15 protein-coding genes, 1 tRNA gene and 2 pseudogenes are annotated in these 16276 nt (G+C 68.6%); 5 read left to right on the top strand and 13 right to left on the bottom strand.

Features of this window, described 5'->3' with window-relative positions:
* Nucleotides 1-28: 28 nt before the first annotated feature.
* Both NEZ08_RS22350 and NEZ08_RS22345 read right to left on the bottom strand, forming a co-directional pair.
* Complete coding sequence (locus tag NEZ08_RS22350; RefSeq protein ID WP_298111929.1) at nucleotides 29-244, bottom strand: heavy-metal-associated domain-containing protein; 216 nt, start codon at nucleotides 242-244, stop codon at nucleotides 29-31.
* Between the two features lie 283 nt (nucleotides 245-527).
* Nucleotides 528-1163, bottom strand: a pseudogene (locus tag NEZ08_RS22345) (FAD-dependent oxidoreductase); the annotation flags it as partial.
* Nucleotides 1164-1186: 23 nt separating this feature from the next.
* Here NEZ08_RS22345 and NEZ08_RS22340 point away from each other — a divergent pair.
* A pseudogene (locus NEZ08_RS22340) lies at nucleotides 1187-1522 on the top strand (DUF6088 family protein); the annotation flags it as partial.
* A gap of 293 nt (nucleotides 1523-1815) precedes the next feature.
* Here NEZ08_RS22340 and NEZ08_RS22335 read toward each other — a convergent pair.
* Nucleotides 1816-1892: transfer RNA gene (locus NEZ08_RS22335), tRNA-Arg, on the bottom strand.
* 406 nt (nucleotides 1893-2298) lie between these two features.
* Nucleotides 2299-3363, bottom strand: a complete 1065-nt coding sequence (locus NEZ08_RS22330; protein ID WP_298111926.1) for a hypothetical protein — start codon at nucleotides 3361-3363, stop codon at nucleotides 2299-2301.
* A 202-nt stretch (nucleotides 3364-3565) separates the two neighbouring features.
* On the opposite strand from NEZ08_RS22330, the gene NEZ08_RS22325 reads away from it, so the two are divergent.
* Together NEZ08_RS22325 and NEZ08_RS22320 are read left to right on the top strand one after the other, a co-directional pair.
* Complete coding sequence (locus NEZ08_RS22325) at nucleotides 3566-4030, top strand: (2Fe-2S)-binding protein (RefSeq protein ID WP_298111924.1); 465 nt, start codon at nucleotides 3566-3568, stop codon at nucleotides 4028-4030.
* Nucleotides 4031-4035: 5 nt separating this feature from the next.
* A complete protein-coding gene (locus NEZ08_RS22320; RefSeq protein ID WP_298111922.1) occupies nucleotides 4036-6279 on the top strand; it encodes a xanthine dehydrogenase family protein molybdopterin-binding subunit in 2244 nt (747 codons plus the stop codon).
* A gap of 20 nt (nucleotides 6280-6299) precedes the next feature.
* Here NEZ08_RS22320 and NEZ08_RS22315 read toward each other — a convergent pair whose 3' ends face one another.
* The 7 genes from NEZ08_RS22315 to NEZ08_RS22285 are packed head-to-tail and all read right to left on the bottom strand — an operon-like array spanning nucleotide 6300 to nucleotide 12971.
* Complete coding sequence (locus tag NEZ08_RS22315; protein ID WP_298111919.1) at nucleotides 6300-6710, bottom strand: PaaI family thioesterase; 411 nt, start codon at nucleotides 6708-6710, stop codon at nucleotides 6300-6302.
* A gap of 7 nt (nucleotides 6711-6717) precedes the next feature.
* A complete protein-coding gene (locus NEZ08_RS22310) occupies nucleotides 6718-7359 on the bottom strand; it encodes a carbonic anhydrase (RefSeq protein WP_298111916.1) in 642 nt (213 codons plus the stop codon).
* Nucleotides 7356-7775 (bottom strand): heme-binding protein, encoded by a 420-nt coding sequence (locus tag NEZ08_RS22305; RefSeq protein WP_298111913.1) that lies wholly within the window; start codon nucleotides 7773-7775, stop codon nucleotides 7356-7358. The genes NEZ08_RS22310 and NEZ08_RS22305 overlap by 4 nt, the downstream gene beginning before the upstream one ends.
* A complete protein-coding gene (gene glcF / locus NEZ08_RS22300; RefSeq protein ID WP_298111911.1) occupies nucleotides 7772-9142 on the bottom strand; it encodes a glycolate oxidase subunit GlcF in 1371 nt (456 codons plus the stop codon). The genes NEZ08_RS22305 and glcF overlap by 4 nt, the downstream gene beginning before the upstream one ends.
* Nucleotides 9139-10350 carry an FAD-binding protein gene (locus tag NEZ08_RS22295; RefSeq protein ID WP_298111909.1) on the bottom strand — a complete coding sequence of 404 codons (1212 nt, stop codon included), beginning with the start codon at nucleotides 10348-10350 and terminating at the stop codon, nucleotides 9139-9141. Before NEZ08_RS22295 ends, glcF begins: the two co-directional genes overlap by 4 nt.
* 16 nt (nucleotides 10351-10366) lie before the next feature.
* A complete protein-coding gene (locus tag NEZ08_RS22290; protein WP_298111906.1) occupies nucleotides 10367-11857 on the bottom strand; it encodes an FAD-linked oxidase C-terminal domain-containing protein in 1491 nt (496 codons plus the stop codon).
* Between the two features lie 7 nt (nucleotides 11858-11864).
* Nucleotides 11865-12971 (bottom strand): S-(hydroxymethyl)glutathione dehydrogenase/class III alcohol dehydrogenase, encoded by a 1107-nt coding sequence (locus NEZ08_RS22285; protein WP_298111904.1) that lies wholly within the window; start codon nucleotides 12969-12971, stop codon nucleotides 11865-11867.
* Nucleotides 12972-13327: 356 nt separating this feature from the next.
* On the opposite strand from NEZ08_RS22285, the gene NEZ08_RS22280 reads away from it, so the two are divergent.
* The gene (locus NEZ08_RS22280; RefSeq protein ID WP_298111902.1) at nucleotides 13328-13846 is read left to right on the top strand and encodes a c-type cytochrome; all 519 of its coding nucleotides are present in this window, start codon (nucleotides 13328-13330) and stop codon (nucleotides 13844-13846) included.
* Here NEZ08_RS22280 and NEZ08_RS22275 read toward each other — a convergent pair.
* Entirely contained in the window at nucleotides 13822-15390 is a 1569-nt protein-coding gene (locus NEZ08_RS22275) for a YifB family Mg chelatase-like AAA ATPase (RefSeq protein ID WP_298111899.1), read from the bottom strand. The two genes, NEZ08_RS22280 and NEZ08_RS22275, sit on opposite strands and share 25 nt — an antisense overlap.
* A 37-nt stretch (nucleotides 15391-15427) precedes the next feature.
* On the bottom strand, nucleotides 15428-15685 hold the full coding sequence (locus NEZ08_RS22270; RefSeq protein ID WP_298111897.1) for an accessory factor UbiK family protein: 258 nt from the start codon (nucleotides 15683-15685) through the stop codon (nucleotides 15428-15430).
* A 248-nt stretch (nucleotides 15686-15933) separates the two neighbouring features.
* Here NEZ08_RS22270 and NEZ08_RS22265 point away from each other — a divergent pair, with 248 nt between their 5' ends.
* Nucleotides 15934-16272, top strand: a complete 339-nt coding sequence (locus NEZ08_RS22265) for a P-II family nitrogen regulator (protein ID WP_298111894.1) — start codon at nucleotides 15934-15936, stop codon at nucleotides 16270-16272.
* Nucleotides 16273-16276 lie beyond the last annotated feature (4 nt).

The following is a 16276-nucleotide window of genomic DNA, read 5'->3' as shown; positions in this document are numbered from 1 at the left end:
GCGATCTCCTCTTCATCGTGCCCATCGGTCACAGACGTTCCACCACCCGGAAGCCGGGCTTCTGGACCGCGGAGACGAGGCGATCTTCTGTGACTATGTTCGGGTCGTAGAGAATGCGTGCTTGACCGTCATCGAACGAGACGGTCGCTAACTGTACGCCGGGTTCACCTTCGACCAGGGTCTTGATAGTGTTGGCGCAACCCGAACAGTTCATGCCTTCGATTTTGAAAACTACGGTCTTCATCTGCGCACCATTCGTGACGACCAAGATTAAGCGATCAACGCTTCGGCTCGCGGCCGCGTCATGCCGGGATCGCTTGACGCTAACCTCTGGAGTTAACTCTAGAGTCAAGTAGTTTTTTAGCGGCCTCGCGCGCCTGACTGTCTGTGTGTGTTGAGCGCCGCTCTGGGCGGCGAGGCTGCCTTCAGACCGCAAATTTCAGCTTGGCGCGCGAGCAAGCATCTCGCTGCCCACGAAAGTCGGAAGCGGGCCTCGAAATCGGTGTCGAGCTAAGCTCGGCCCGCGTTTACCCAGCGCAACAGGACAGCGTGGCAACGTCTTTGCCGAACGACAGCGCCGCGAGATTTAGGCCCTCGACCGTGGTAATATACGGAAAAATCGTATCGGTAAGATCGTGTCCAGTGAGGCCTTGCCGGATGGCGAGCGTCGCGGTTTGGATGCGCTGTCGACTCCTTCTGGTGCAAGGATGTGTGCGCCGAGCAACCGACTGTTGCCGGCGTCGGCAATGAGCTTGATGAGCCCCGGGGTGTCGCAGGCGGCAAGTGCGCGCGGTACCTGGTCGAGGCTAATCGTCGAGACGCGCACGACATGCCCTGCGGCGCGGGCTGCCGCTTGGGTCAACCCGACGCTTGCGACTTGCGGGTCGGCGAACACGATGGGGCAAGGCGCTGTTGTCGTAGCGCAAGGTATCGCCATTGAAGGCGTTCTTCGCGGCGAGCTTCGCACTATAGGCGGCCATGTACACGAACTGGCCGCGGCCGGTGACATCGCCGGCGGCATAGATGCCAACCTTGGTCGTTCGCATCCGGTCGTCGACGACGATCGCACCTTTCGGCAAAACAGAGACGCCGTGCTCGGGGAGCCCAAGGCCTTCGATGTTGGGTGCGCGCCCGGTGGTGATCAGCACTTGATCGGCGTCGATCGCACGCCGTCTCGCGTGACCATCTCCACCTCGGCAGTCGTGCCGGAGTGGACCAAGCTTTGTCGCGCCTTCCGGAGCGCGGTCAGCTGATCCGGGCTGGGCGCGGTCTCTGTCTACGTCCGGTCACCAGCCGGTTCGGCACGCATGCGCCATCCGTCGAACAGGCGGTCGAGGCGCTTGCGGTCCAACGCGGTGAGGTGATCGTGCCAAATGGGGCGGTGGCGGCTAATGCACTCGGCCTGACCACCCAAGTGCCGGTCCGGTCGATTTACTTGACGTCCGGACGCAGCCGCACGATGAATTTTGGCAAGCAACTTGTCGAGCTGCGCCATGCGCCTCGCTGGCAATTGGCCTTGGCTGGCGCCCAATGCTTTTGCTGCATCCGTCACGGACAGGCCGTAGGCATCGATAATCTCGGTTTTTACGAACCCGCCGGGATGGGCGGGCTGGTTGAGTCGAGCTCCTGTTCGCACGTGACAACCCTTCTCCTTCGAACATGGGGATGGTTCGTGCGCTGGATCGTCAAGCGGCAAGCAGCACCCGAAGGGCAACGACGCCCCTGCTGCCACTAGCCGCAACCATGGCCGCCGTGTGTTTACACGCGTGAAGTGGGAGCGAAGCGAGCGATTGGTTCTATGGCCATCAAGAGAGATGGCGCACCCGACACGATTCGAACGTGTGGCCTCCACCTTCGGAGGGTGGCGCTCTATCCAGCTGAGCTACGGGTGCATCGGTGTTCAGATAGTGCCCGAGATCGAGCAGGGTCAATCTCGAATTCAACGATCGAATCGGCTCAATCGGAGCGAGGCTTAAGCCGGGCCGATTGTCGCCATTCGTACTCCACAACCTCCTTTCGGTTTGCTTCCGTGGTGCTTCCGCGACCTCGAACGCGATATTCGTGCATCCTTCGAGTTTTGCCAATCGCTTGGTTTCGCTCGATTTTTACGACACCCTCGATCGGCAGAAAGAGCTTGCGTTTGCCTTCGGAGGGCAGTACTCTATCCAGCTGAGCTACGGGCGCTCTTTCGGGTTGGGGGCGGGATACTACAGTCCCCGGGCACACCCCGTCCAGAATGAAGGCGCCGGGCGGTCGCCCGGCGCCTTCGAGTGGTCCACCGACCTGTCGAGCCCGTCCTCAGTACGAGAGCACGCAGCCGCCGGCGTCGTTGTTGAACGCGTTGCTCCACAGCGACTGCACCGGGAAGGTGCTGCCGTTCGAGAAGGTCACGTTGGCCGATGCGCCCTGACCGGAGGAGATCCAGGCGCACTTGTCGCCGTTCTCCGCGCCGCCGCCGTCGGTCCAGCCGGTGCTCGGGAACTGGTCCGTCATGGTCTCGCCCATCTCGTGACCACCCACGATGGTGATGCCCGCCTTCGGCCCGAGCCCGTTGAAGTTGGCACCGCAGCTCGAGCCGGCGTCCGTGATGTACGGCAGGTTGGTATACGCCACGTTGCCGTACGAGGAGCTGGTCGAGGAGTGATATGCACAGTACTGCGTGCCGAAACCGCTCGAGCTGTTGCCCGTGGAAGTCGCGATCACGTATTGCACGCTCGCGTTGCTCGACGCGCTCGTGTTGCCGAAGTGCGCCGCCGCCTTGACCGCCTCGGCGGCGATCTGCGACTGGCTGGGGCGCGACGGCGCCGCCGCCGCGTTGTCGTACCACACGCCGGCGTAGATGTTGGCCTGATTACCGCCCGGCGTACCGGCGCCGTTGCAGAAATAGGTGCCGCTCGCCACGCCCTGGCAATACTGCGTCACCGAATTCGCCCAGCTCGAACCACCCACCGCCGTGTAGAAATTCTCGAGGATCGGAATCTCGCCGCTCGGATCGTTGTTGTTCCACTGCGACCCCCAGACCACGAGATAAATCTTCGGTGCCGTCTCGACGCCGATGCCACCGGTGCCGCCGTGATAGTAGAGATTGCCGCCCGAGGTCTTGTGTCCCGCGCCCTGACGCGCGTTGGCCGCGCGAACTCTCGCCGCATCTTCCACCGTGGCGTGCACCATGGCCGGTGGCTGTCCTTCTTCCAACAAGCGGGGACCGCCCGCCGTGCCTTCGTACACCATCGGTTGCGTCGGATTCTGCGCACTCGCGAGCGGCGCGCCCGCCGCGATCATAACGGCCGATACCGCCAGCCCGCGCAGTGCAATCGACACCGCGCCACGCAGCGAAACGCTGTTCTTTTCGACGTCGCTCATAGGAACTCCCATGTTTGAAAAACACCTGGGGGTCGATGCGCAGATGAATGCTTTTCTTCTCTCGACCCACCCCAATGCTGTCATGCCGCATGAACGTTGGCTAGTGTCGCGATATCGCACCATTGGCCCCGGCGCGCGACGCTGGCGCCGTCGGCGCGGTATTCGCTAGATTTGCGAAGGCTCGACGCCCAGAGGAGACGCGATGATCACCCTCGAAATCAACGGCAGCGCGCGCGAGTTCGCGGTCTCGCCCGACATGCCGCTGCTCTGGTTGCTGCGCGACCTGGCGCGTCTCACCGGCACGAAGTTCGGCTGCGGCATCGGCCTGTGCGGCGCCTGTACGGTTCACGCCAATGGCGAGCCGATCAGAGCGTGTATCACGCCGGTATCCGCGGTCGCCGGCCGCAAACTCACCACCATCGAAGCCGTCGGCGGCACGCCCACCGGCCAGGCGGTGCAGCAAGCCTGGTTGGAATTGGGCGTGGTGCAGTGTGGCTACTGCCAGTCCGGCCAGATCATGTCCGCCGCGGCGCTACTGGCGCGCAACCCGCAACCGGCCGATGCCGACATCGACGCCGCGATGGCGGGCAACCTCTGCCGCTGCGGTACGTACGACCGAATTCGTGCAGCGATCAAGCGCGCCGCAGTGCGCGCAGGCTCGAGGTGATCATCGTGAGCGAGCAGACGCCATCGACCCCGCCTCGCACCGCCGCCACGGTCAGTCGCAGACGCTTCCTGCAGGCGAGTGCCGCGGCAGGTGGCGGATTGCTGATCGGCGTAGCGCTGCGCGGGCGCGAGCACGTCGCCATGGCGGCGACCAGGGCAGAGGCGGGATTTTCACCCAACGCCTTCATCCGCATCGATCGCGCCGGTGACGTCACGCTGATCATGCACAAGGTCGAGATGGGCCAGGGAACGTACACGGCCATGCCCATGCTGATCGCGGAGGAACTGGAGGTCGACCTCGACAAGGTGCGCCTCGAGCACGCGCCGGCGAACGACGATCTCTACGCGGAGCCGTTGTTCGGGGTGCAGGAGACCGGTGGTTCGACCTCGGTGCGCGGCAACTTCGACTTGCTGCGCGAGGCCGGCGCCTCGGCGCGCGCCATGCTGGTCGCGGCGGCCGCGAACGGCTGGGACGTCGATCCGACGACCTGTCACGCAACGCACGGCGAGGTGGTGCACGCCGCGAGCGGCCGGCGCGCACGCTACGGAGATCTCGTGGACGCCGCGGCCAGATTGCCGATCCCGGACGACGTCGTTCTCAAGCAACCCGCACAGTTCCGCCTGATCGGTACCCCGGTCGCGCGCCTCGACGGTCCGGAAAAGGTGAACGGCAGTGCGACCTTCGGGATCGACGTTCGGCCACCGGGACTGGTCTTTGCCGCGGTCTGCGCTTGCCCGGTGTTCGGCGGCACGCTCGGAAGCCTCGACGATCGGCGCGCACAGGCGATCCCGGGCGTGCGCCAGGTGGTCCGCCTCGCGGACGCGGTGGCGGTGATCGGCGAACACACCTGGGCGGCGCAACAGGGGCTTGCGGCGCTCGACTTGCGTTGGCAAGAAGGGCCCAACGCACGGCTGACGACCGCGGACATCTTCGCCGCGCTCACCGCGGCTTCGACACGCTCCGGGGTGACGGCGCGCAACGACGGCGATGCCACGGGGATTCTCGCGCGCTCCAACCGCAAGCTCGAAGCGGTCTATGAACAGCCCTTCCTCGCACACGCACCGATGGAGCCGGTCAACTGCACCGTGCACGTACGCTCCGACGGCTGCGACGTCTGGGTCGGCACACAGGTGCCGACCTTCGCGCGCACCGCGGTGGCGAATGCGACCGGCCTGCCCGCCGAACGCGTCCGCATTCACAACCACCTGCTCGGCGGCGGCTTCGGCCGGCGACTGGAGATCGATTTCATCGCCCGTGCCGCGGCAATCGCGGCGCAGGTGCCGGCGCCGGTACAGGTGCTCTGGTCCCGCGAGGAAGACGTCCGCCAGGACATGTACCGTCCGGCGTACGTGGACCGGATCGCGGCCGCGCTCGACGAGCACGACCGGCCCGCAGCGTGGTCGCATCGCATCGCAGGCTCGTCCGTGGTCGCGCGCGTCGGTCGCGACTTGATGCCCAAGACCTTCAAGGTCCTGCGGGCCGCGGGCCTGAGCGGACTCGTCTCCATGATCCGCGGCGTCGACATCGATGCCGTCGACGGCGCCACGGATTTGCCCTACGACATCCCCAATCTGCGCGTCGAGTGGGTACGCGAGGAACCGCCGGGGATACCGACGGCGTTCTGGCGCGGCGTCGGACCGACGCGCAATGCCTTCGTGGTGGAGAGTTTCATCGACGAACTCGCGGCAGCCGCGCGCCAGGATCCGGTCGACTATCGGCGCGCGCTGCTGGCGTCGGCGCCGCGCGCACGCGCCGTCCTGGATACGGCGGCACGCGCGTCCGGCTGGGGAACGCCTGTGCCGCGCGGCCGCGGGCGCGGTGTGGCGCTGCTGCGCGGGTTCGGCGGGACCCACATCGCCCAGGTCGCGGAGGTCGAGGTCGGCACGGACGGCGCGGTGCGCGTGCAGCGCGTGGTCTGCGCCGTCGATTGCGGTCTCGTGATCAATCCAGACCTGGTCAAGGCGCAGATGGAGGGCGGCATCGTGTTCGGGATCTCGGCCGTACTCTACGGCGAGATCACCTTGAAGAACGGGCGCGTCGAGCAGGGCAACTTCAGCGACTATCCGATCCTTCGAATCGACCAGTCACCCCGGATCGAGGTGCATCTGGTGCCGAGCACGGCCCCGCCAGGCGGCGTTGGCGAACCTGGCACGTCCGTCATCATGCCGGCGGTGACCAACGCCATCTTCGCCGCCACCGGCAAGCGCATCCGCCGGCTGCCGGTGAAGGATCAGCTGCGCCCGGTCTGATCGCGGCGGCGCGCCAGCGATCACTTCGGATACAGGATGATCTGGGTGCAGCGGAACAGCGCCAGGGTGCGGCCGCTCTCCCGGTGGGACACCACCGCATCCCACACCTGCGTGGAGCGGCCGAGGTGGACCGGCTTGGCGACGCTCACCACGGTACCCTCGCGCGTGGTGCCGAGGTGGTTCGATTTCAGTTCGACGGTGGTGAACCCCGTCGCTCCGGCGGGCAGGTTCGCGAGGCAACCGTAGCCGCAGGTGGTGTCGGCGAGCGTGACGATGCCGCCCGCGTGCAGGAAGCCGTTCGAGGCCATCACACAGTCGCGCACCGTGTACTGCGCCTCGACGTGGCTTGGCTCGAGCCGGACCACCACGATGCCCAGGTGCCCCGGCAGCTTGCTGCGGCCGCGCTCGTTCATGATGTCGGCGGTGATCATGCGCTCCTCACTGGTCGACTTGAATTGGGTCCAGGAACTCGACGTAGCCGGAGTCGAGCGAGTACTCGGCGCCCACCACCCGCAGACCGTACGCCCGGATGGCCTCCTCCAGCACGTCGGATCCGTGCCGCAGGTGGTCGACGGAGGCGCGGATGTTGGCGCGCACCGCCTCGCGCGACAGCGCGACCGGGTCGTGCCGCAGCTCGGAGTGCAGCAGGTCCTCCACCGACGGCCGGATCAGGTCCACGATCGAGCGCAGATTGCGCGACTGGTTCTCCGCCGGCCGCAGCAGTTCATCGATGGTGGCGCCGATGGCGCCGCACTTGGAGTGCCCGAGCACCACGACCAGCCGGGTGCCGAAGCGTTCGGCGGCGAATTCCACGCTGCCGATCTGCGAGGGCGCGACGATGTTGCCGGCGACGCGGATCACGAACAGGTCGCCGAGCCCCTGGTCGAACACGATTTCCACGGGCACGCGCGAATCCGAACAGCCGAGGATGACCGCGAAGGGCGCCTGGCCGGTCGCCAGCGCCACCCGGCGCGCCCGATTCGACGACGCGCCACCGGCGCGCAGCTCTTCGACGAAGCGTCGATTGCCCTCGACGAGCCTTTGCAGCGCCTCGCGCGCGGGCACGAGGTGCCGCTTCAAGACTTCACCGCGAGCCCCACCGCCTGGATGGCCGCGAGCGCACAGCGCTCGTCGTTGTCGGAGCTGTCGCCCGAGATGCCCACCGCGCCCTGCACGGCGCCGTCGGTGGACACGGCGATCAACCCGCCCGCCGCCGGCACGAGTCCGCCGGCCGACAGCGCACTCACCGCCTGCACGAAGGCCGGGCGCTCCGCCGCCATCTCGCCTACTCGGCGCGAGGAGACGCCGAGCGCGAGCGCGCCGACCGCCTTGCCGGTCGCCACCTGCGGACGCAGCATGGAGGCGCCGTCCTGGCGGGCGAGCGCCACCAGGTGCCCGCCGGCATCGACGACCGCGACGGTGAGGGGTTGCAGACCGAGTTCCGCGCCCTTGGCAAGTGCCGCGGCGATGATGCGATTGGCCTGATCGAGCGTCATGCGTGTCCTCCACCGACCGATGCCGGCGCGGTCGTGGCGACGGCGCCGTCGCCCATCGCCGAGTGTAGCGCGTCTGGTGGCGGGCCTCCCGTGGCCCAGTCGAGCAACTCGGCGACGTGCAGCACGGGCGCGCCAGAGAATCGCCCGATCTGCACCGCGCAACCGACGTTGCCGGTGGCGATTGCGTCCGGCTGGCACGCGGCCAGCCGCTCCGCCTTGCGTCTCCCGAGCCGCGCCGCGATCCGCGGCTGCAGGATGTTGTAGGTGCCGGCCGACCCGCAACACAGATGCGACTCCGCCGGCTCGATCACGGTGAAGCCCGCGGCTTCCAGCAGCGCGCGGGGCCGACCGACGATCTTCTGTCCGTGTTGCAGGGAGCAGGCAGCGTGATACGCGATGCGCGCGCTCACCCCGACCTTGAGCCGCTGCACGGCCTCTCCTTCGACCAGTTCGGACAGGTCGCGCGCGAGCGCAGCGGCGCGCGCGGCGAGCGGTGCGTAGTCCGGGTCGTTGCGCAACAGGAAGCCGTAGTCCTTGAGCTGCGAGCCGCATCCGGAGGCGGTGGCGAGAATCGCGTCGACTCCGCCCTCCTCGAGTCTGCCGCGCCACGCATCGAGATTGCGGCGCACGTACGCAAGCCCGTCGTGTTCACGACCCAGGTGATGCACCAGCGCGCCACAGCAACCTTCGCCGGCCGCGAATTCCACTGCGTAGCCGAGGCGCTCGAGGAGACGCACCGTCGCGGCGCGAATCGACGGCAGCAGCACCGGCTCCGCACAGCCTTGCAGCAGGAGGACCCGGCCGCGTCGCGGCCCGTCGGGGTGGGGTGCCTGCATCCGCACCCGCGGCGAGCGTTCGCCGTGCGAGCGCCGCCGGGGTACGAGCTCGAGCATGGTCGCGAGGCGCCCCGAGCGGTCGAGTCCCGCCACCAGCGGCGCGAAGGGCCGCGCGAGCGCGCCCAGCCGAAGCGCCCAGGAAAAGCGGCCCCGATGCGGCAGGAGCCAGGCGAGCAAGGTCCGGAACACCCGTTCCGGCAGCGGCCGCCGGTAGCGGGCTTCGACGTAGGCGCGCGCGTGGTCGACCAGGTGCCGATAGTCGACACCGGAGGGACAGGTGGTCGTGCAGGCGAGACAGGAGAGGCAGCGATCGATGTGGCGCACCACGTCCGCGGTGGGCGCGGCGTCCCGCTCCAGCATGTCCTTGATGAGATAGATCCGGCCGCGCGGACTGTCGCGCTCGTCGCCGTCGAGGACGTAGGTCGGACAGGTCGCGGTGCAGAAGCCGCAGTGCACGCACTTGCGAATGGCCTGCGAAGAGACCGCGGTGGCGGGATCGGCGAGTTGCTCCGCCGTGAATTCGGTCTTCATGACGATGCCTCCTCGAAGCGTCGCGGATCGAGGATCTGCGCGGGATCGAAGGCGAGCCGTACCTGCCGCGCCAGCGCCGCGAGTGCGCCCTCCTCCTGCTGGCGCGCCGGTGTGTGCAGCCGGTAGTCGCGCGGCGCGTCGAGCAGCAGCGCGTGACCACCGCTGCGCCGTGCCAGCTCGCGCACCAACGGACCCGGCACGGTGACGGGCACGCGCGCGTGCACCACGCCGCCGGCCCAGTCGAGCCAGTAGCGTGCGCCCAGCGCCCGCAAGCCGCTGCAAGCGGCGAGCGGATCGGCGCCGGTGACGACGCGCCACAGCGCGTCGCCGCGCCCCTCGAGCACCCGCGTCTGCCGCAACAGGCTCCAGAGCAGATCCGCACCGGAGTCGGTCAAGCGTCCGAGCGTGGCGCCCAAGGTCTGCGCCAGGGTCGCGGCACGCGCCTCGACCGACGGCCCGAAGCCCTCCAGGCGAAAGAGAGTCACGGCGCCCTCGTCGCTCGCGGTCGCCCCTCCCTCGGCGGTCGGCCACGCCTCGGCGGCCGGCCAGAGGTCCGGCCGGGCCGGCAGATGCGCGGCGGCGGCGACGGCGGCCTGCGAGCCGAGCGCCATCCGCATCGCTTGCAGGGCGCGCGCCTCGTCGAGCCCGCCCCGCCAAAGCGTGAGCGTGCAACGCGGCCTGGGCACGACCTTCAAGGTCACCTCGGTGAGCACGGCGAGCTGGCCCCACGATCCGCAGACGAGCTTCGGAAGGTCGAACCCGGTCACGTTCTTGACCACCCGACCGCCGGCGACGAAGCACTCGCCGCGGCCGGAGACGGCGCTGAATCCGAGTACGTGGTCGCGCACGTTGCCGGCGGACACACGCCGCGGGCCGGCGAGTCCGGCGGCGACCGCGCCGCCGATGGTGCCGCTCGCTCCGGTCAGCAGCGGCTCGAAGGAGAGCATCTGGCCGTGTTCGGCCAGCAGGCGTTCGATCGCCCCGAGCGCGGTGCCCGCGCGCACGGTGAGCACGAGTTCGGACGGGTCGTAGTCGACGACGCCGTCGAAGCGCGCCGTGGACAGCACGCGGGTCTGCCGATCGGGACGGCCGATGCCGCGCTTGGTGCCGCCGCCGACGACCTCGAGCGCGATCCCGGTCGCGCAAGCCTCGGTCACCGCCGCCGCCAGTTCGGCGGGCGTCGCGGGCACGATCGCGGGACTGTCCATCCGGCCGGCGGACCCGTCAGAACCGCGGCAGGTCGGGGTGCGGCAGCGCCCCGGCGTGCACGTGCACGCGGCCGAGTTCGGCGCAGCGGTGCAGCGTCGGGAAAACCTTGCCGGGGTTGAGCAGCTGCGCGGGATCGAAGGCGCACTTCAGCCGCTCCTGGTGTGCAAGATCGGTCTCGCCGAACATCACCGGCATGAGGTCCCGCTTCTCGATGCCGACGCCGTGCTCGCCCGTGAGCACGCCGCCGACCTCCACGCAGGCGCGCAGAATGTCGTTGCCGAACTGCTCGGCGCGCTCCAGCTGGTCCGATTCGGCGGCGTCGTACAGGATCAGCGGGTGCAGGTTGCCGTCGCCGGCGTGAAACACGTTCGCCACCGCAAGCCCGTACTTGCGCGACAGCTCCGTCATGCGCGACAGCACCTCCGGCAGGCGCCGGCGCGGGATGGTGCCGTCCATGCAGATGTAGTCGGCGGCGATGCGGCCGACCGCGGGAAACGCCGCCTTGCGTCCCGCCCAGAATTTGAGTCGTTCCTCCTCGTCTCGTGACACGCGCAGCGACGCGCAGCCGCGGGCGCGCGCCAGCGCGCTGATCTCCCCGGTGAGGTGCTCGCACTCTGCCGGCGGACCGTCCACTTCGACGATCAGCAGCGCCGCGACGTCGAGCGGATAGCCCGCGTGCACGAACTCCTCGGCCGCGCGGATGGCCGGTGCGTCCATCATCTCCATGCCCGCGGGGATGATGCCCGCGCCGATCACGTCGGCGACGCACTGGCCGGCGTCCTCGACACTGCGAAAGCCGATCAGCATGGCCTGCGTGGCCGCCGGCTTGGGCAGCAACCGCACCGTCACCTCCGTCACCACGCCGAGCAGGCCCTCGGAACCCACCACCACGCCCAAAAGGTCGAGCCCCTGTGGCTCGAGCGCGCGCCCGCCGAGCCGCACCACCTCGCCGTTCATGAGCACGAACTCCACGCCCAGCACGTTGTTGGTGGTGAGACCGTACTTCAGGCAATGCACGCCGCCGGAATTCTCGGCGACGTTGCCGCCGATCGAACAGGCGATCTGGCTCGACGGGTCGGGCGCGTAGTACATGCCGCGGTGCTCGACCGCGCGGGTCACCGCCAGATTGGTGACGCCCGGCTGTACCACCGCAACGCCGGCGTCGTAGTCCACCTCGAGAATCCGGTTGAAGCGCGACATCCCGAGCAGCACCGCGTCGCCGAGCGGCAGGGCGCCGCCCGACAACGAGGTTCCGGAACCGCGCGGCACCACCTTGATGCCCTCCGCCGAGCAGTAGCGCAGCACGGCGGCCACCTGCGCCGTGTCCTCCGGCAACACCACCACCAGCGGCGGTTGGCGATACGCCGAGAACCCGTCGCACTCGTAGGCTCGCAGGGATACGGGGTCCGCGAGGACCCCGTCCGGCACCAGGCTGCGCAGCGCATCGATCACGCGGTCGCGCCGGGCGACGATGGCGGGATCGATGGCCGGCAGCTGGATGCTCATCGTTGCGTCAGTAGAGCACGACGCTGCGGATGGACTTGCCCGCGTGCATCAGATCGAAGGCCTCGTTGATTTTCTCGAGCGGCATAGTGTGCGTGATGAGCTCGTCGATGCGGATCTTCTTGTCCATGTACCAGTCGACGATCTTCGGCACGTCGGTGCGGCCGCGCGCGCCGCCGAACGCGGTGCCCTTCCACACCCGGCCGGTGACCAGCTGGAACGGCCGCGTCGCGATCTCCTTGCCGGCCTCGGCCACGCCGATGATGATCGACTCGCCCCAGCCGCGGTGGCAGCACTCGAGCGCCTGGCGCATCACGTCGGTGTTGCCGGTGCAATCGAAGGAGTAGTCGGCGCCGCCGCCGGTGATTTCCACGATCTTGGCCACCACGTTGTCGACCGACTTCGGATTGATGAAATCGGTCATGCCGAACGACTTGGCCATGGCCGCCTTGTCGGGATTGACGTCGACACCGATGATCTTGTTGGCGCCGACCAGCTTCGCGCCCTGAATGACGTTGAGGCCGATGCCGCCGAGGCCGAACACCACGACGTTGGCGCCCGGCTCCACCTGGGCGGTGTAGATCACCGCGCCCACGCCGGTGGTGACGCCGCAGCCGATGTAGCAGATCTTGTCGAACGGCGCGTCCTCGCGAACCTTCGCCACCGCTATTTCGGGCATCACGGTGAAGTTCGAGAACGTCGAGCAGCCCATGTAGTGATAGATGGGCTTGCCCTTGTAGGAGAAGCGGGTGGTGCCATCGGGCATCAGGCCCTTGCCCTGGGTCGCGCGGATCGCGGTGCAGAGATTGGACTTGCGCGACAGGCAGGTCTTGCACTGGCGGCATTCGGGCGTGTAGAGCGGAATCACGTGATCGCCGGGCTTGACCGAGGTCACGCCCGCGCCGACCTCGCGAACGATGCCGGCTCCTTCGTGGCCGAGGATCGACGGGAAGATGCCCTCCGAGTCCTTGCCCTCCAGCGTGTAGGCATCGGTGTGGCAGACACCGGTGGCCAGGATCTCGACCAACACCTCCCCAGCCTTCGGTCCCTCGAGATCCACCTCGACGATCTCCAGCGGCTTGTTCGGTGCGAAAGCGACTGCTGCGCGTGTTTTCATGTTGAAGCCTCGCTGCTCATTATCTTGATCTTGCCTGTTTGGACCCGCCCTGACGCATCCTGCCCGTAAGGCGACCGGCGCCGGCGACGCCGAATCTTAACCTTCGCGCGACTGCCGTGGCGCGGGATCTTCCGAGAAAATTCGCGGATCTGCGCACGACTCGTCGAGCGTCTCGAAGCTGGCGCAGCCGGCGTCTCAGCGGCGGCGCAGCGACCGTTGCAACACTGACGCAGTGGCCGACGGGGCTCGCGAAATCGCGGCCCAGGACCGCTCGAAGAACTTCCGCGATTCCGGCGGTGGGGCTATACTGCGCCCCGCTCACAACAGCGATTCTCATCGATATTCAGCGAGTTACCGTGGCCAGCACCGAAACCTCCGATACCCAGTTCTTCAATCTCTTCAGCCTGGTGCTCGGGATCCTGATCGCCGTCGCCATCATGCTGTTCGTGACGGCGCGACTCATCGGCGCCCACACGCAGGGCGAATACGTCGAGAGCGATCCGCTGCGCGTGCACACGCTCGAACAGAACATCGCGCCGTTCTCGCGCGAGGCCGTGGCCGGGCAGGACAACAGCGCGCTGACGGCAGCCGCCGCACCGGCGGCGCCGGCGGGCGGCGGATCGGCCGCCGCGGTCCCCACGACCGGCCAGGCGGCGTTCCAGGCGGTGTGTTCGGCTTGCCACGGCGCCGGCATCAACGGCGCACCGAAGGCCGGCGACAAGGCGGCGTGGGCGGCGCGCATTGCACAAGGCAAGGACGTGCTCTACCAGCACGCCATCAACGGCATCCGCGCCATGCCGGCGCGCGGCGGCAGCACCTGGCCGGACGCCACGGTGCGCATGGCCGTCGATTACATGGTGTCGTTGGTGAAGTGATCCGCGTCGCCCGGCGAGCGCGCCGGGTCGTACGTGCCCCGGTCGAGCAGCCGTAGCGCGAGCGCCTCCGCGAGGTGCTCGTCGCGGATGTTCACGGCCCCGGCGAGGTCCGCCGCGGTGCGCGCCACCTTGAGCACGCGGTGGCACGCCCGCGCCGACAAGCCGAGCCGGCGCATCGCCTCCCCCAGCAGTACGCGCGATCCCGGGCCGAGTTCGCAGTGGGTGCGCATCGCCGCCGGCTGCAGCCGCGCATTCAAGCATCCCTGTCGCCGCCACTGCAGGGCTCGCGCCGCAGCGACCCGCGCCGCGACCGTGGCCGTCGATTCGACCATTGCGGCGGCCTCGCCGAACACGTCCCCGACGGCGAGCGCGACGAGTTCGACGTGCATGTCGATGCGGTCGACGAGCGGACCCGACAAGCGCGCCCGGTAGCGCGCCACCTCACCTGCCGTGCAGCGGCAGCGCCCGTGCACGTCGCCTGCATATCCGCACGGACAGGGATTCATCGCTGCGACGAGTTGGAACCGTGCCGGATACTCCACGCTCGAGCGCGCGCGGCCGATGCAGACCACGCCGCTTTCGAGCGGCTCGCGCAGCGCTTCGAGTGCATTGCGCGCGAATTCCGGCAATTCGTCGAGGAACAGTACGCCACGGTGGGCGAGCGACAGTTCCCCGGGCCGCATCGGCCCGCCGATCAGAGCGCTCACCGACGCCGTGTGCTGCGGACTGCGAAACGGCGGTGTACGCGTCGGCCGCGGGTGCAGTGCGGCGGCGGAGCGCAGGCACGCCACCTCCAGGGCCTCGCGCGCGTCGAGCGGCGGTAACAGTCCCGGCAGGCGCTGCGCGAGCATTGTTTTGCCCGCTCCCGGAGGCCCGACCAGCAATAAGCCGTGTCCGCCGGCGGCGGCGAGTTCGAGCGCGCGCCGGGCCGCGAACTGACCCCGCACGTCGGCGAGGTCGGGTGCCGGATCGGGTGGCTCGGCCGCCGCCGCGGCCGCGCCCGCGGCCGCAGGCAGCGCCGACAGGCCGCAGAGGGCCGCGTGCACCTCGCGCAGGCTCGCCGCGAGCCGCAAGCGTGCGTCGCCGACGAAGGCCGCCTCGACGGCGTTGGCCGCCGGCAGCACCACCTCCTGGTTCGCCGCCGCGGCCGCGACCAGCGCGGGGAGGATGCGTGGCGTCGCGCGCAGCGCCCCGGACAGCGACAGCTCGCCGAGGAATTCACGTCCGGCGGTGGCTCCGGCAGGAACCTGCCCGCTCGCCGCGAGGATGCCGACGGCGATGGGCAGATCGAAGCGCCCGCCTTCCTTGGGAAGATCGGCGGGCGACAGATTCACCGTGATTCGGCCGGGCGGGAAGTGGAGCCCGCTGGTTAGGATCGCCGCCCGCACGCGCTCGCGGCTCTCGCGCACCGCGGCCTCAGGCAAGCCCACCAGCGCGAAGGCGGGCAGGCCTGCCGCCAGGTGCACCTCCACCCGCACCGGCGGCGCGCCGAGTCCGGCGCTCGCGCGGCTCGCGACGATGCTCAGCGAGGAATCGCTGGCCACGGCGGCCGGCCGCGTCGAGTCGTCGCCCGCCGCACGCTCAGCGGGCGCCGAGCTTCGCCTCGAGTTCCTTCAGCCGCGCTTCCAGCGCATCGAGCGCCGTGCGCGTACGCGCGAGCAGCGCCGCCTGCACGTCGAACTCCTTGCGGTTCACCAGATCGAGCCGGCTCAGGTAGCTCTGCAGCACCGCCTTGAAATTGGCTTCGATGTCGCGACCCACGCCGCGCAGGCTGTCGGGTACCGCGTCGGCGAGTCGTCGCGCGAGATCATCGAGTCCGCGCGCATCCGAGATACTCATGGCTTTGGAACTCCTCCTCGAAAGACCAACCGTCGGGTCTCACCCCCGCGGCCGCACCTCGAACTGGCGCCGCCTCGGCCGCCACGCACCGCCGTGGTGCATGACCGCGCTCGTGCAACTCCAAGTGCTTGATTCGTGGCACTGCCGCAACTGGCACGGAACCTGCTTGAAGGTTCATGCGTGAGCATGGTACGCGCTCACCGAGTTCGCTGTCGCTACCGCAATCGGGCCGCTTCGGGAACAAATGCATGAAATTGATCACCGCCGTCATCAAGCCGTTCCGACTCGACGACGTTCGGCAGGCGGTGGCCGACATCGGCATCCAGGGCGTCACCGTGACCGAGATCCAGGGCTTCGGCGTGGACGGCGGCCACACCGAGGTCTATCGAGGCTCGGAATACCGGGTGCAGTTCGTACCGAAGACGAAGGTCGAACTTGCGGTAGACGACGGCATCGCCGACCAGGTGGTGGAGGCGGTGTGCAACGTGGCCCGCACGGGCAAGCACGGCGACGGCAAGGTGTGGGTGTTCGATCTGCCGCACGCGGTGCGTGTACGCACGGGCGAAACCGGGGTCGAAGCGGTGTGATCAG

Origin of the sequence: Bradyrhizobium sp., from assembly GCF_027451485.1 — a bacterium.
Lineage (GTDB): Bacteria > Pseudomonadota > Alphaproteobacteria > Rhizobiales > Xanthobacteraceae > Bradyrhizobium.
The sequence above is the reverse complement of the archived record's forward strand: the minus strand, read 5'-3'. Positions and strand labels throughout refer to the sequence as shown.